This window comes from Streptomyces sp. NPDC104106, assembly GCF_055584345.1.
This window is the reverse complement of the sequence record NZ_JBVJMF010000013.1, coordinates 20,047-34,448: the sequence shown is the minus strand read 5'-3', so window position 1 is coordinate 34,448 and position 14,402 is coordinate 20,047. Positions and strand designations below refer to the sequence as shown.

The following is a 14,402-nucleotide window of genomic DNA, read 5'->3' as shown; positions in this document are numbered from 1 at the left end:
AACTGCCGTCAACGCCCTCACGATCATGGACCGTGAGGGCGTTGATGCAGGTAGAGCTAGAGCCCCCTGTCGGATTCGAACCGACGACCTTCGCTTTACAAGAGCGGCGCTCTGACCAGCTGAGCTAAGGAGGCCTGCGTCTGCACGCCCGTGCAGTGTACCCAGGTCCGGGCCCGACCCTGTCGAAAATTTCCGCGAAGTTCACTGTCTCCGGGGTACTGACAGACCGAGTGAACGCCAGGTACCGTCCTGATCCAGTTCACCCGCGTGGGTTACAGCGCGTGGACGCCACCAACCACCTTCCTACAACGGATCGTCCGGCACGTTCCTGCCGGTAGAAGGGGGCCCATCACCATGGCCACTGTCACGTTCGACAAGGCGACCCGGATCTACCCGGGTTCCACCAAGCCCGCCGTCGACGGTCTCGACATCGCGATCGAGGACGGCGAGTTCCTCGTCCTGGTCGGCCCGTCCGGTTGCGGAAAGTCCACCTCCCTGCGGATGCTCGCGGGCCTGGAGGACGTCAACGCCGGTGCCATCCGCATCGGTGACCGCGACGTCACCCACCTGCCGCCCAAGGACCGGGACATCGCCATGGTGTTCCAGAACTACGCCCTCTACCCGCACATGACGGTCGCCGACAACATGGGCTTCGCCCTGAAGATCGCCGGCGTCAACAAGGCGGAGATCCGGCAGAAGGTCGAGGAGGCCGCGAAGATCCTCGACCTCACCGAGTACCTCGACCGCAAGCCGAAGGCGCTCTCCGGCGGTCAGCGCCAGCGTGTCGCCATGGGCCGCGCGATCGTCCGTGAGCCGCAGGTCTTCCTCATGGACGAGCCGCTGTCCAACCTGGACGCCAAGCTCCGTGTCTCCACCCGCACGCAGATCGCGTCCCTCCAGCGCCGCCTCGGCATCACCACCGTCTACGTCACCCACGACCAGGTCGAGGCCATGACGATGGGCGACCGCGTGGCGGTGCTCAAGGACGGTCTGCTCCAGCAGGTCGACTCACCGCGCAACATGTACGACAAGCCCGCGAACCTCTTCGTCGCCGGCTTCATCGGCTCCCCCGCCATGAACCTGGTCGAGGTCCCGATCACCGACGGCGGCGTGAAGTTCGGCAACAGCGTCGTCCCCATCAACCGCGAGGCGCTGAAGGCCGCCACCGACAAGGGCGACAAGACGGTGACCGTGGGCGTGCGCCCCGAGCACTTCGACGTCGTCGAGCACGACGGCGGCACGGCGGCCTCCCTGAGCAAGGACAGCGCCGACGCCCCGGCCGGTCTCGCCGTCTCGGTGAACGTGGTCGAGGAGACCGGCGCCGACGGCTACGTCTACGGCACCGTCGAGGTCGGCGGCGAGCGCAGGGACCTCGTGGTCCGCGTCAGCAGCCGTGCCGTGCCGGAGAAGGGCTCCACGCTGCACGTCGTGCCGCGGCCGGGCGAGACCCACGTGTTCTCCACGTCGACGGGCGAGCGCCTCTCCGACTGAGCTGGGCGTTTGCCGCCGAGTTGACGAAAGGGGCCCCGCGGAGTGCCGCGGGGCCCCTTTCGCGTCGTATGTACGGACGGATATACCCCGGCACAGCGATCATTTCGGGCGAACAGCGTCAACCCCTTACCCAGAAAACGGTGTGACCTCATCCCCCATAAGAGTGACTGAATGTCGCCAAATCACTACCGGGCGCTACCCTCACACGCGTGAAGCACTCCACCATCACTCAGACGCGACGCGGCCACCGGGGCGGCCCTGCCCGCCGGATCGGCCGCTCCCTCGCCCTTGTCCTGCCCGTCGTCCTGGTGCTCTCGGGGACTCTCGCGGTCACCCGGGTCAACTGGACCGGGAGCCCCCGCAGCTCGGTGCTGGCCGCCTCGGACGTGTCCTCGGCGGAGGTTTCCTCCAAGACGGTCTCCCAAGCGCCCCAGGACCAGCTCCGCGACCGGCTGATGGGCGAGCTGCAGGACGAGAACCCCGGGGTGGTCCTGACCCACCTCCAGCAGGCCGTCAACGACCACCCGTCGCTGGCCGAGCACTGCTCCTCCATCGCCCGCGCCCTGGGCCAGGCGGCCGCCCGCATCTACGGCGCCGCCCACGCCCAGTCCTACGCCCGCCCGGTGTGCGACACGTCATTCGCCTCCGGCATCCTCGCGGCACACGGCTGACACCACCGCCCCGGCGACACCATGCGCCCCGACGAGCGGCGGTCGGCTGGACGGGTCCGACCCGAGCCGACCGAGCCGGACGGACCGGCGTAAGCCGATTGAGCCGGATCGACCGCGCGGGTCGGCGCGGGCCAGGCGGGCAAGGCCGGTCGGGGCGGGTCGACGTGAGCCGGGTGAGTCCGGCCCAGATCCGACGTGAGCCAGGTGGGTCCGGGCAGATCCGACGTAAGCCAGTTGAGCCGGATCGACCGCGCGCGTCCACGCAGGCCAGGTGGGTCCGGGCGCGTCCGCGCAGGCCGGTTGGCCGGACAGGTCGACGTGAGCCGGGTGGACTGGACGTTCCGGCCCGAGCCGACCGAGCCGGACGGACCGGCGTAAGCCGGTTGAGCCGGATCGACCGCGCGCGTTTGCGCAGCCCTGGTGGGTCCGGACGGGTCCGGCGGAGACCGGGTGGGTCCGGACGGGTCCGGCGGAGACCGGGTGGGTCCGGTCGGGTCCGGGGGCCTCGTTGAGGCCGGAGGGGCTGGCGCCGGCCGGTTGAGGCGTGCGGCCCGGCGGGAGCCGGTTGGGCAGGGCCGCCCGACCGGCTCCGGGGGGGGGCGGGGTCTGGGGGCTCTGGGCTGCCGCGCCACCGGAACCCGCCGGACGCCGAGTCGGCCGGGACACCGGGGAAGTGCCTCGTTGGCGGCCGCGGAGCCGCGTACAGTGCGGGCATGACCCATCCCAACGCCGCGTCGCGCCCCACCCAAGCCGTGGTCCTCGCCGGTGGCCAGGGCTCCCGGCTGCGCCCGTACACCGACGACCGGCCCAAGCCGATGGTCGAGATCCCCGGCACGGGCACCCCGATCATCGGCCATCAGCTGTCCTGGCTCGCCGAGGAAGGCGTGACCGACGTGGTGGTCTCCTGCGGGCACCTCGCCGAGGTCCTCCAGAAGTGGCTGGACTCCGCCGACCTGCCGGTCTCCGTCACCACCGTCGTGGAGACCGAGCCCCTCGGCCGCGGCGGCGGCCTCAGGTACGCCGCCGCGCACCTGCCCCACCCCGACCGGCCCTGGTACGCCACCAACGGCGACATCTGGACCCGCTTCTCCCTGCGGGACATGGCCGACTTCCACAACGAGCGGGACGCCGTCGCGACCCTGGCCCTGGCGCGGCCGCGCATCCCCTGGGGCGCTGTGAAGACCGACGGGTTCGGGCACATCACCGACTTCATCGAGGCCCCGCCGTCCACGTCCGAGATCAACGCCGGCGTCTACGTGTTCTCGCCGGAGTTCGCCTCCCTGCTGCCCGAGCGCGGGGATCACGAGCGGACCACGTTCCCCAAACTGGCCCGGGAGCAGCGGCTCTTCGGGTTCCCGATCCCGCAGGGGGCGTACTGGCGGGCCATCGACACCGCCAAGGACCTGACCGAGGCGGCCAAGGAACTGGCGGCCCTGGGGCGGTAGTTCGCGGCGGCAGTACGGCAGCGGGCAGCGCGCAGCAGCACTTCGCGCAGCGGAAGGGCCCCGTACCTCCCTCGGGTACGGGGCCCTGCCGTGATCCGTCGGTCGGTCAGCCGCCCAGCAGGCCGCCCACCAGCCCCGGCTGGCCGGAGGACGACGTGCCGCCCGTGCCGCCCGAGGACGTCGGGCCGCCGGTGCCCCCCGTGCCGCCGGTGCTCGTCGGGCCCGCCGAGGTGCTCGGGGAACCGCCGACCGGGGCCGAGTGCCGGGGCGGGAGCTGGCCCGTGGTCCCTTGGGTCTGGCTGGGGGTGATGGCCGTACCGCCCGCGCCCCGGGTGGCGCCCGGCGTCGTCGCCGCGCCGGACGGGCTCGCACCGGCCGTGGCACCGCCCGTCGCACCGCCCTTCGGGGGCGTGGAGGCCGACGGGGTGGTGCGGTGCCGCTGGCCCGGCTCCTGCGGGAGCGGGGAGCCGGGGAGGTTGTTGCGGGGGGCCTCGCCGGGGCCGGGGACGACGACGCGGCTGGAGTCGCGTACGGCACCGCCCAGCAGGGAGCCGACGAGCAGGGTGAGCCCGACCGTGATCGCGGTGATCAGGGCGCCGCGGCGCAGGACGTACCGGCGCAGCTCCCAGATGTCGGAGCGGGGGCCGAGCCGGCGCCAGGCGCCCGCCGCGAGCCGGCCGTCCACGGAGTAGACAGGTGCGCCGGCGATGATCAGCGGCGACCAGGCGGCGAGGTAGATGATGTCGGGCGCGTCGTAGGCCGGGACCGACTTCCAGCTGACCGTGACGATCAGGGCGGCCGAGAGCAGGGCGCCGACGACGGCGGCCACACGCTGCCAGCAGCCGAGGATCGTCAGGACGCCGACGACCACCTGGAGGAAGGCGATGACCAGACCGGAGCCGACCGGGTGGTGCAGGGCGAGCTGGCGCATCGGCTCGGCCACGTCCCACGGGTGCAGGGTGTTGAGCCACTTGACCATCGAGCCGCGCTTGCCGCCGTCGAAGTAGACGGGGTCGCACAGCTTGCCCATGCCGGCGTAGATGGAGATGAAGCCGAGGAAGATGCGCAGGGGGAGGAGGACCACCCCGAGGTTCATCCGGCGGCCGGGGTAGTAGGCGTGCCGGGCCGGGTCGTCGCCCTGGCGCCGCAGCGGGCGGGCGGCGTCGGCGTCGGACGGGTCGCGGTGGTCCGCGTAGTCCGCGTAGCGCGCGTGCTCGTCGTGGTCGTCGTCGTAGCCGTCGTAGTCGCCGTATCCGCCGTGGTGCGCGAAGTCGTCCCGCGCGTACGGCGGTTCGTCGTAGGCGCCGGTGACGCTGCGCATGTGCGGCAGCAGGCGGGTGCCGTCGGCGGCGTCGGGGGTGCCGGGGGCGCTGCGCTGGTGGCCGACGACCGGGGTCTCGACCGTCTGCTCCAGCGCGTCGTAGGTGTCGCCGTAGCTGTCGCCGTAGCCCGTCTCGACGCGCGGGATGACCCGGGTGGCGCCGGCCTCGGACTCCTCGGCCCGGCGGACGCTGCCCCGCACGGCCTGGAGGAGCCGGTGGGCGCCGGTGTCGTCGGGGGCGGACTTGCCGCTCCACACGACGGGACGGCGGCGGCCGGCGGCACCCGCCCGCGCCGGGCCCGGCGCGGGCATCCCGGCGGCGTTCTGGGCGGCACTCAGATGCCGGGCGATCCGCGGGGATTGGGTCCGCCTCGCCGACGCGCCGAGCTGCACGCGGAAGCTGGCGTGATTGACGATGACCTGCGCCGGATCGCTCGGCACCTTCACCATGCTCAGCGCGGGAGCGTCATCGGGGCCGGAGGTGAATCCGGAGGCGAATCCCGACGAGCGGTCCCCCGTGGGTGTGCGGGGTGTTCTGGTGTCCACGCTCATCTAACCGAGTGGCGTGGAGTTAGGACACTGCCTTGACCGCCCGGATATGTCCGGACCCCGTCAAAGTGGTCCGGAGCACCGCATGAACACCGGAATTAACCCGAACAGGTGAGATGCCGGACGGGTGTTCAGGCGACCGATCCCGCGATCGCCCGCGCGCCGCCCCAGGGCCGCCCGCACGGCTCCCCCCGCCCGCCCGGGCGACGCGCCTCAGGACCGCCTGCGCGCCGCCTCGTACAGCACGATTCCCGCCGCCACACCGGCGTTGAGGGACTCGGCGCCACCCGGCATGGGGATGCGGACACGGAAGTCGCAGGTCTCGCCGACCAGGCGGGACAGGCCCTTGCCCTCGCTGCCGACCACGATGACGACCGGGCCGTCCAGTGCCTCCAGCTCGCCCAGTTCGACCTCGCCGTCCGCCGCGAGGCCCACGACCGCGACGCCGGCCTTCTTGTACTGCTCCAGGGTGCGCGTGAGGTTGGTGGCGCGGGCGACCGGGGTGCGGGCGGCCGTACCGGCGGAGGTCTTCCAGGCGCCGGCGGTCATACCGGCCGAGCGGCGCTCGGGCACGACGACGCCGTGGCCGCCGAAGGCGGAGACGGAGCGGACGACCGCGCCGAGGTTGCGCGGGTCGGTGACCCCGTCGAGCGCGACGACCAGCGGGTCCTCGCCCTCGTCGGCCGCCGCGTCGAGCAGGTCCTCGGGGTGCGCGTACTCGTACGGGGGGACCTGCAGGACGAGACCCTGGTGGTTGAGGCCGTTCGTCATCCGGTCCAGCTCGGGGCGCGGGGCCTCCATCAGGTTGATGCCACCGCGCTCGGCGGTGAGCTGCAGGGCCTCGCGGACGCGCTCGTCGTTGTCGATGAACTGCTGGACGTAGAGGGTCGTGGCCGGGACGCCCTCGCGGAGCGCCTCGACCACCGGGTTGCGGCCCACGACCATCTCGGACGTCGACCTGCCGCCGCCCCGGCGCGCTTGCGTGCGTCCCTGCGCGCGGCGGGCCTTCGCGGCGGCGGCGCGCTGCTTGGCGTGCCCCTTGCGCATCTCGGCGGGCGGGGTCGGACCCTTGCCCTCCAGGCCCCGGCGCCGCTGGCCGCCGCTGCCGACCTGCGCGCCCTTCTTGCCGGACATGCGGCGGTTGTTCGCGGCCATGACCTACCTGTTCTCTGCGTGCTGTGCGGAAAAGTGTGCGTACGTCTATGCAGTGTGCCGCCCGGGGGGCCGGGCGGCACAATCGATCAAGGGCCGGGGCTACCTGGACCCGATGGTCCAGCGCGGGCCCTGCGGGCTGTCCTCGATGACGAGACCCGACTGGTTGAGCTGGTCGCGGATGGCGTCGGCGGTGGCCCAGTCCTTGCGGGCACGGGCGGACTCGCGCTGGTCGAGGACCAGGCGGACGAGGCTGTCGACCACGCCGTTCAGGTCCCCGCTCTGCTCCGACTCCCCCGCCCAGAACTCGTCCAGCGGGTCGAGGCCGAGGACGCCGAGCATGGCCCGCACCTCGGCGAGCCGGGCCACGGCGGCCTCCTTGTCGTCGGCGGCCAGCGCGCTGTTTCCCTGCCGGACCGTGGTGTGCACCACCGCCAGGGCCTGCGGCACACCCAGGTCGTCGTCCATCGCCTCGGCGAAGGCGGGCGGGACCTCGGCGGCCGGCTCGACGCTCTCGCCGGTCAGCTCGGTGACCCGCTGCACGAAACCCTCGATCCGGGCGAACGCCGACTCGGCCTCGCGCAGCGACTCCTCGCTGTACTCGATCATCGACCGGTAGTGCGGCGTACCGAGGTAGTAGCGCAGCACGATCGGCCGCCAGCGCCTGACCATCTCCGACACCAGCACACTGTTGCCGAGCGACTTGGACATCTTGTCACCGGCCATGGTCACCCAGGCGTTGTGCACCCAGTACCGGGCGAACTCGTCACCGTAGGCCTTGGCCTGGGCGATCTCGTTCTCGTGATGCGGGAAGATCAGGTCCAGCCCGCCGCCGTGCACGTCGAAGGCGGAGCCCAGGTACTTGTGCGCCATCGCCGAGCACTCCAGGTGCCAGCCCGGCCGGCCCTCCCCCCACGGCGTCGGCCACGTCGGCTCGCCGGGCTTGGCCGCCTTCCACATGGCGAAGTCCCGCGGATCCCGCTTGCCCGTCTCGCCCTCCCCGGACGGCTGCAGCAGATTGTCCAGCTCCTGCCGGGACAGCTCCAGGTACCGCGGGAAGGACCGCACGTCGAAGTAGACGTTGCCGTCGGCCGCGTAGGCGTGCCCGCGCTCGATCAGGCGCCGCATCATCTCGACCATCTCGGTGACGTGGCCGGTGGCACGCGGCTCGTAGGTCGGGGGCAGGCAACCCAGCGCCGTGTAGCCCTCGTTGAACGCGCGCTCGTTCTCGTACCCGATCGACCACCACGGCCGGCCCTGCTCACGGGCCTTGGCGATGATCTTGTCGTCGATGTCCGTGACGTTCCGGACGAACGTCACGTCATAGCCGCGGTACGTGAACCAGCGGCGCATGATGTCGAAGTTGAGACCCGAGCGGATGTGCCCGATGTGCGGTGCCGCCTGCACCGTGGCGCCACACAGGTAGATCGAGACACAACCCGGCTTGAGCGGGGTGAAGTCACGGATCTGCCGGGCGCTGGTGTCGTACAGGCGAATAGTCACCACTCCAGGGTAGTGGGCGCGGGCCCGTGCCTGGTCCCTTCCGGTGACGAATCCCACGCCCGGCCCTGCCCCCGGTCCCGCCCCGGCTCGCGCCTCACACCCTCCCGACCACCTTGCTCGGCGTGATCCGCACGACCACCCGCTGGGCGTCCCGGCCGGCGTCCGGGTTGAAGTCGGCGTACTTCCGGCCGGTGTACTTCTCGCTGAGCGCGTCGATGAGGTCCTGGCCGCCGTCGGTGGTCACCCGGGCGGTGCCGCGGATCTCGGCGTACTCGTAGGGCTGGTCGGGGTTCATGACGACGACCGTCGCCCGGGGGTCGCGCTCCAGGTTCTTGTACTTGCGGCGGTCGACGGTGGTGGAGAAGAGGACATCGTCGCCGTCCCGCTTCACCCACACCGGGGACATCTGCGGGCTGCCGTCGGGCTGGACGGTGCCGACGACGATGAACACCTTGCCGTCGAGCAGGGACTTGAGCCGGTCGGACAGTGCGGCGGACATGGGTACCTCCGAAAAAAGGCCGTGGCGACGGTGACTCTCCGGGTACCCTCGCACGCTCTGCGCACGCCCGCACCAGGAGCGACCCGCACCGGCCGCCGTCGGCGCCCCGGTACGGCGCTCGGCCGGCCCGGCCCTCAGCCCGTACGCACCACCAGGGCCGTCGCGATCGCCATCAGCCCCTCGTCGCGGCCGGGGAAACCGAGGCCGTCCGTCGTCGCGCCGGAGACGGAGACCGGAGCGCCGGCCGCCTCGGACAGGACCTGCTGGGCCTCGTCACGGCGCTTGCCGATCTTCGGGCGGGGGCCGACGACCTGGACGGCGATGTTGCCGATGTCGAAGCCCGCCTCGCGGACGATCCGGGCGGCCTCCGCCAGCAGGGTCGTCCCGGGGGCTCCCGACCACTCGGGGCGCCCCGTGCCGAAGTGCCGGCCCAGGTCACCGAGGCCGGCGGCGGAGAAGAGCGCGTTGCACGCCGCGTGCGCGACGACGTCCGCGTCGGAGTGCCCGGCCAGCCCCGGCCCCTCGCCCTCCCACTTCAGGCCCGCGCACCACAGCTCGCGGCCCTCCTCGAAGGCGTGGATGTCGGTGCCGATGCCGACCCGGGGCAGGACCACGGGGGGCTGCGGCGGCTGCGCGGGCTGCGGGGAAGGCTGCTCAGAAGCCATCGTTCAGCCTCCTGCGGGCCAGGACCGCCTCGGCGAGGACCAGGTCGAGGGGGCGGGTGACCTTGAAGGCCTCCTCGTGCCCGGGGACGGTCACGACCCGCAGTCCGAGCTGCTCGACCATGCTCGCGTCGTCCGTCACGTCGCCGGTGACGGTCTCGTGCGCGCGCACCAGCGTCGCCCGGTCGAAACCCTGCGGCGTCTGTACGGCGCGCAGGCGGGCACGCTCGGGCGTGGCGACGACCGGTTCGGGGGCGCCTGCCTCGGTGGCCGGCTCGACCTCCTTGACGGTGTCGGCCAGCGGCAGCGCGGGGACGACGGCGGGTGCGCCGGCGCGCACGGCCTCGACGACCGCGTCGACGGTGTCGACCGGGACGAGCGGACGGGCCGCGTCGTGGACGAGGACGACGCCGTACTCGGGCGGAAGGGCGTCGAGGCCGAGCCGCACCGACTCCTGCCGGGTGTCTCCGCCGGGCACGACCAGGAAGTCCGTGCGGTCGGGCAGCGCGTGCGCGTCGAGCAGGGACTTGGCCTCGGCGGCGCCGTCGGACGGCGCGACGACGACCACGAGGGAGACATGGCGGGACGCGGCGAGCGCGCGGACCGCGTGGATGAGCATGGGCGTGCCGTTCAGCGCGCGCAGCGCCTTGGGGGCGCCCGGACCGAGGCGTACGCCCCGGCCGGCGGCGGGAATCACGGCTGCGACGGGGGTCTGCGCAGGTGAGGGGCGCGATTCGTCAGACATCGGTTCCTGTCAGGTTTGTGTGCTCGACCTAGGTGGGTATGGCCTGGAGGAGTGTGCCGGGCGCGACGCCTTGACCGGACCCTTCCGTGACCCTGGTCGAGACCGACTGCCCGGGCCCGGCACATCAAAGTATCCGGGGGCTTTCTTCTCAAGGTTTCCCGGCCCACGGCTGCGCGCGCACGAAGTGGCCGTGCGGTGGGAACGGACACCGCGTCGGGGCCGGGGCGAGCGGGCGCCAGATGTGAACATACCGCCAGGCATGAGCATGCCGCGGCGCCCGGCGACAGGATCCTGACAGGGTCAGTGTCGGATCCGTGTCGTCGGGCACCGCGGCATGCACTGTGCTGCTGGGTGTGCTGAGCGAGTCGGCAGCGGGGGACCGCCGCCATGACGCGTCAGGAGGCGAGCACCTCGTCGAGCAGGGCCTCGGCCTTGTCCTCGTTCGTGTTCTCCGCGAGGGCCAGCTCGCTCACCAGGATCTGGCGGGCCTTGGCGAGCATGCGCTTCTCACCGGCGGACAGTCCGCGCTCGCGCTCACGACGCCACAGGTCACGCACGACTTCCGCGACCTTGATGACATCGCCGGAGGCGAGCTTCTCCAGGTTTGCCTTGTAACGACGCGACCAGTTCGTGGGCTCCTCCGCGTACGGCGCGCGCAGCACCTCGAAGACCCGGTCCAGCCCGTCCTGACCGACCACATCACGCACGCCCACGAACTCAGCATTGTCCGCTGGCACACGCACCGTCAGGTCACCCTGGGCGACCTTCAGCACCAAGTAGGTCTTGTCCACGCCTTTGATCTGGCGAGTTTCGATGGCCTCGATCAGCGCGGCCCCGTGATGGGGATAGACCACGGTGTCGCCAACCTTGAACGTCATGTGACAGGTACCCCTTCCGTGGCTATCCAGGGTAACACGGAAACCGGCGGTTCTGAATGGCGTTTTCGCAGGTCAGGGCATATCTCGGGGCTTGACAACAGCGACAGGAACGTGCTGCGAGGGGCCCGCGGAAGCGGGTATTCGCAGGTCGGAGGGGCTCTCCGGGCGGGGTGAAACGCGTACGTCACACGCGCCGAGCGCCCTCTCCAAGTGGCTTAACGTCCCGATTTGTCCTGTTCCAAGCGTACGACTTCCGCTACTCCGTTCGGTGCGCCGAGGCGGATCGGGAGACGGATGTGCCGCGAATCCGGAATTGATCAACCGCTGCCGCGGGGGCGGCCGGTGATCAATATCGAGGGCGGCCTCCGGACCGTCTTTCATTCCTTCACGGAAATTTTGCGCGCGGTTATGTGAATGGCGGACGAGCGCTCGGCAAAGTGACTGAAGAGGCGCTTGTGCCTGGAGTGACGAGGCGGCCTCGCGGTACCCCCAGGCGGAGGCAAGCCGGACCCTTGGGGAGGGTCGGGTGCGGTGGCGTGGGAACGGCTCGGTAACCTAAGGCCGCTGACAGACACTTAGGGTGGCTTTACAAGAGGAGCCGCCCGCGCGTTCAAGGAGTTGCCGCCGCCGTGAGCAGCAGCCTTCGACGCGGCGCCCTCGCCGCCTCCGCCATCGTCTTCTCGATCGCCTCACTCGCCGCCTGCGGCGCCGGCAGTGACTCGCAGACGCTGCAGGTCAAGCCGGACAACGCGGCGACCGCCGTCGGCGACATCAAGGTCCAGAACGCCGTGGTCATCACCCAGCCCGACCTGCAGTCGACCGGCCCGGCCGTGATCTCCGCCTTCCTGTACAACGACGGGAGCACGGACCAGACGCTGCAGTCCGTCTCCATCCCGGGCTCCAGCGAGACGGTCAAGCTGACCCCGGCCAAGGGCGGCAGCCTGACCGTCCCGGCACACGGCTCCCTGCTGCTGGGCGGCAAGGACAACGCCTCCGCGGAGCTGCCCAACGGCCGCTCGGCGGTCAAGGACGGCAACGTCCAGCAGCTCACCTTCACCTTCAGCAAGACCGGCCCGGTGAGCCTGAAGGCCTTCGTGATCCCGGCCACCAGCTACTTCGACAAGTGGGGCCCGAGCACGATCCCGTCCGCCCCGGCGAGCCCGTCCGGCGCCCCGGGTGCCTCCGCCTCCCCCGGCGGCAAGCCGGAGAAGGGCAAGGGCAAGGGCGGCAAGGCGACCCCGTCGGCCGGCGCGAGCACCGGCACGTCGGCCGGCACCCCCACCGGCGCCACCCCGAGCGGCTCCGCCTCCCAGTCGGCCGCCGGCCACTGACCAGGCGTACGCACGAGGGCGGCACCCGGCGAGGGTGCCGCCCTTCGTCGCACAGACGGCGCGCCACACGCGCCGATGCGTTCGGCTTACGGCTCGAACTTGTAGCCCAGACCCCGGACCGTCACCAGGTACCGCGGGGCGCCCGGGTCCGGTTCGATCTTGGCGCGCAGGCGCTTGACGTGGACGTCGAGGGTCTTGGTGTCGCCCACGTAGTCGGCGCCCCAGACGCGGTCGATCAGCTGCATGCGGGTCAGCACGCGGCCGGCGTTGCGCAGCAGCATCTCCAGGAGGTCGAACTCCTTCAGGGGGAGGTCGACCTTGGAGCCGGCCACCGTCACCACGTGGCGGTCGACGTCCATCCGGACCGGGCCCGCCTCCAGCGCGGCCGGGGTGACCTCCTCCGGCTCGCCGCGGCGGCGCAGGACGGCGCGGATGCGGGCCACCAGCTCACGGGACGAGAAGGGCTTGGTGACGTAGTCGTCGGCTCCTATTTCGAGGCCCACGACCTTGTCGATCTCGCTGTCCTTGGCGGTCACCATGATCACCGGGACGTTGGAGCGGCCGCGCAGCTGGCGGCACACCTCCGTGCCGGGCAGACCCGGCAGCATCAGGTCGAGGAGGACGAGGTCGGCGCCGTTGCGCTCGAACTCGTCGAGTCCGTCGGGGCCGGTGGCCGCGACGGCGACCTCGAAGCCCTCCTTGCGGAGCATGTACGACAGGGCGTCGGAGAAGGACTCCTCGTCCTCGACGACGAGCACTCGGGTCACGGAAGGACCTCCGGGGCGGGAAGCGGTTCGTACGGGGATGACTCGGTGGAGCCGCCGGCCTCGTCGTCGAGGTCGGGGTCTGGGTGCTGCCCGGCGCGGTCGCGTGCCGCGCCCGCCTCCGGCAGCCTGAGGGTGAACGTGGAGCCCTGGCCTTCGGCGCTCCAGACCGTGACCTCCCCGCCGTGCGAGGCGACCACGTGCTTGACGATCGCGAGACCCAGGCCGGTCCCGCCGGTGGCGCGGGAGCGGGCCGGGTCCACGCGGTAGAAGCGCTCGAAGATGCGCTCCTTGTCCTTGTCGGAGATGCCGATGCCCTGGTCCGTGACCGCGAGTTCGATCATGTCGCCGCCGGGTGCGGAGACCCTGCGGGCGGCTATGCCCACGCGGGTGCGGGCCGGGGAGTAGTTCACGGCGTTCTCGACGAGGTTGCCGAGAGCGGCGGCCAGCTGGCCCCGGTTGCCCCAGACGTGCAGGTCCGCGGTGCCGCCCGCCCGTCGCCCGCCACCACCCTGATCGGGCCCTTCGGGCGCCCAGACATTCGAGGCCATGGTGATCTGCTTCGTACCGGCCTGGTGGCGGCAGCGGTCCATGGCCTCGGCGACGAGTTCGTCCACGCGGACCGGCTCGGCGTCCTCCAGCGGATCGTCGTTCTGCACGCGCGAGAGGTCGATCAGCTCCTGGACCAGATTGGTCAGCCGGGTCGCCTCGATCTGCATACGGCCCGCGAAGCGCTGGACGGCCTCGGGGTCGTCGGAGGCATCCATGACGGCCTCGGACAGGAGGGACAGCGCGCCGACGGGCGTCTTCAGCTCATGGCTGACGTTCGCCACGAAGTCGCGCCGCACGGCCTCGATCCGGCGGGCCTCGGTCAGGTCCTCGACCAGCAGCAGGACCAGGCGGGAGCCGAGCGGGGCCACGCGCGCGGAGACGGCGAGCGCCTCGCCGCGCCCGGTGCCCCGCCGGGGAAGGTCCAGCTCGACCTGGCGTATCTCGCCGTCGCGTCTGGTGTCCCTGGCCATCTGGAGCATCGGCTCGACGGCGAGCTTGCCGCCGCGCACCAGCCCGAGGGCGTAGGCGGCGGAGCTGGCCTTGACGACGGCGTCGGCCTCGTCGAGGACGACGGCCGAGGAGCGGAGCACGGACAGCACGGTGTCCACGCCGGGCGGAAGTACGGGATCGGTGTGCAAGGAAGTCCTGGTCGGTCGCTTCTGGTCGCGTTCGCTCCAGCGGAACGCCAGCATGGCGATGACACCGGTGAGCACCCCGGCGATCGCTGCCGCTGCGGCGACCGCCGCGTTCACGTCCATGCATCCAGGTTAAGCAGGCGGTACGACATGCCCACAGCCGTCGAGGTGCGACCTCGAACACTCGTCGCCCAGAGTTCACCT

13 protein-coding genes and 1 tRNA gene are annotated in these 14,402 nt (G+C 71.6%); 4 read left to right on the top strand and 10 right to left on the bottom strand.

Annotated features, from left to right (window positions below):
• Nucleotides 1-60: 60 nt before the first annotated feature.
• Nucleotides 61-134, bottom strand: a tRNA-Thr gene (locus ACZ60X_RS27520).
• Between the two features lie 220 nt (nt 135-354).
• On the opposite strand from ACZ60X_RS27520, the gene msiK reads away from it, so the two are divergent.
• The 3 genes from msiK to ACZ60X_RS27505 all read left to right on the top strand — a co-directional run bounded on the left by msiK (nt 355) and on the right by ACZ60X_RS27505 (nt 3,607).
• The gene (gene msiK / locus ACZ60X_RS27515) at nt 355-1,491 is read left to right on the top strand and encodes a diacetylchitobiose ABC transporter ATP-binding protein MsiK (RefSeq protein WP_469603758.1); all 1,137 of its coding nucleotides are present in this window, start codon (nt 355-357) and stop codon (nt 1,489-1,491) included.
• A 209-nt stretch (nt 1,492-1,700) separates the two neighbouring features.
• Nucleotides 1,701-2,162 carry a hypothetical protein gene (locus tag ACZ60X_RS27510; RefSeq protein ID WP_469603755.1) on the top strand — a complete coding sequence of 154 codons (462 nt, stop codon included), beginning with the start codon at nt 1,701-1,703 and terminating at the stop codon, nt 2,160-2,162.
• Nucleotides 2,163-2,875: 713 nt separating this feature from the next.
• Complete coding sequence (locus ACZ60X_RS27505) at nt 2,876-3,607, top strand: nucleotidyltransferase family protein (RefSeq protein ID WP_469603752.1); 732 nt, start codon at nt 2,876-2,878, stop codon at nt 3,605-3,607.
• A 106-nt stretch (nt 3,608-3,713) separates the two neighbouring features.
• Here ACZ60X_RS27505 and ACZ60X_RS27500 read toward each other — a convergent pair whose 3' ends face one another.
• The 7 genes from ACZ60X_RS27500 to ACZ60X_RS27470 all read right to left on the bottom strand — a co-directional run bounded on the left by ACZ60X_RS27500 (nt 3,714) and on the right by ACZ60X_RS27470 (nt 10,916).
• On the bottom strand, nt 3,714-5,480 hold the full coding sequence (locus tag ACZ60X_RS27500; protein ID WP_469603750.1) for a DoxX family protein: 1,767 nt from the start codon (nt 5,478-5,480) through the stop codon (nt 3,714-3,716).
• Nucleotides 5,481-5,690: 210 nt separating this feature from the next.
• Nucleotides 5,691-6,632, bottom strand: a complete 942-nt coding sequence (rlmB, locus tag ACZ60X_RS27495) for a 23S rRNA (guanosine(2251)-2'-O)-methyltransferase RlmB (RefSeq protein ID WP_469603747.1) — start codon at nt 6,630-6,632, stop codon at nt 5,691-5,693.
• Between the two features lie 99 nt (nt 6,633-6,731).
• Nucleotides 6,732-8,132 carry a cysteine--tRNA ligase gene (cysS, locus tag ACZ60X_RS27490; RefSeq protein WP_469603745.1) on the bottom strand — a complete coding sequence of 467 codons (1,401 nt, stop codon included), beginning with the start codon at nt 8,130-8,132 and terminating at the stop codon, nt 6,732-6,734.
• Nucleotides 8,133-8,226: 94 nt separating this feature from the next.
• On the bottom strand, nt 8,227-8,631 hold the full coding sequence (locus ACZ60X_RS27485) for a PPOX class F420-dependent oxidoreductase (protein ID WP_469603742.1): 405 nt from the start codon (nt 8,629-8,631) through the stop codon (nt 8,227-8,229).
• 134 nt (nt 8,632-8,765) lie between these two features.
• Entirely contained in the window at nt 8,766-9,296 is a 531-nt protein-coding gene (ispF, locus tag ACZ60X_RS27480; protein WP_469603739.1) for a 2-C-methyl-D-erythritol 2,4-cyclodiphosphate synthase, read from the bottom strand.
• Nucleotides 9,286-10,038, bottom strand: coding sequence for a 2-C-methyl-D-erythritol 4-phosphate cytidylyltransferase (ispD, locus tag ACZ60X_RS27475; protein ID WP_469603737.1), 753 nt, complete (start codon nt 10,036-10,038; stop codon nt 9,286-9,288). The genes ispF and ispD overlap by 11 nt, the downstream gene beginning before the upstream one ends.
• Before the next feature lie 395 nt (nt 10,039-10,433).
• Nucleotides 10,434-10,916: a CarD family transcriptional regulator gene (locus ACZ60X_RS27470; protein ID WP_003953493.1), complete on the bottom strand. Its 483-nt coding sequence runs from the start codon at nt 10,914-10,916 to the stop codon at nt 10,434-10,436.
• Nucleotides 10,917-11,545: 629 nt separating this feature from the next.
• On the opposite strand from ACZ60X_RS27470, the gene ACZ60X_RS27465 reads away from it, so the two are divergent.
• A complete protein-coding gene (locus tag ACZ60X_RS27465) occupies nt 11,546-12,247 on the top strand; it encodes a copper chaperone PCu(A)C (protein ID WP_469603734.1) in 702 nt (233 codons plus the stop codon).
• An 86-nt stretch (nt 12,248-12,333) separates the two neighbouring features.
• On the opposite strand, the gene phoP is transcribed toward ACZ60X_RS27465, so the two are convergent.
• Together phoP and phoR are read right to left on the bottom strand one after the other, a co-directional pair.
• Entirely contained in the window at nt 12,334-13,005 is a 672-nt protein-coding gene (gene phoP, locus ACZ60X_RS27460) for a two-component system response regulator PhoP (protein ID WP_466437636.1), read from the bottom strand.
• A 5-nt stretch (nt 13,006-13,010) separates the two neighbouring features.
• Nucleotides 13,011-14,321 (bottom strand): two-component system sensor histidine kinase PhoR, encoded by a 1,311-nt coding sequence (gene phoR, locus ACZ60X_RS27455; protein ID WP_469603731.1) that lies wholly within the window; start codon nt 14,319-14,321, stop codon nt 13,011-13,013.
• Between the last annotated feature and the right edge of the window lie 81 nt (nt 14,322-14,402).

Bases quoted from the DNA above. Each gene is read 5' to 3' on its own strand.
- msiK (WP_469603758.1), top strand. From the start codon at position 355: ATGGCCACTGTCACGTTCGACAAGGCGACCCGGATCTACCCGGGTTCC.
- ACZ60X_RS27505 (WP_469603752.1), top strand. From the start codon at position 2,876: ATGACCCATCCCAACGCCGCGTCGCGCCCCACCCAAGCCGTGGTCCTC.
- ACZ60X_RS27500 (WP_469603750.1), bottom strand. From the start codon at position 5,480: ATGAGCGTGGACACCAGAACACCCCGCACACCCACGGGGGACCGCTCG.
- rlmB (WP_469603747.1), bottom strand. From the start codon at position 6,632: ATGGCCGCGAACAACCGCCGCATGTCCGGCAAGAAGGGCGCGCAGGTC.
- ACZ60X_RS27485 (WP_469603742.1), bottom strand. From the start codon at position 8,631: ATGTCCGCCGCACTGTCCGACCGGCTCAAGTCCCTGCTCGACGGCAAG.
- ispF (WP_469603739.1), bottom strand. From the start codon at position 9,296: ATGGCTTCTGAGCAGCCTTCCCCGCAGCCCGCGCAGCCGCCGCAGCCC.
- ispD (WP_469603737.1), bottom strand. From the start codon at position 10,038: ATGTCTGACGAATCGCGCCCCTCACCTGCGCAGACCCCCGTCGCAGCC.
- ACZ60X_RS27470 (WP_003953493.1), bottom strand. From the start codon at position 10,916: ATGACGTTCAAGGTTGGCGACACCGTGGTCTATCCCCATCACGGGGCC.
- phoR (WP_469603731.1), bottom strand. From the start codon at position 14,321: ATGGACGTGAACGCGGCGGTCGCCGCAGCGGCAGCGATCGCCGGGGTG.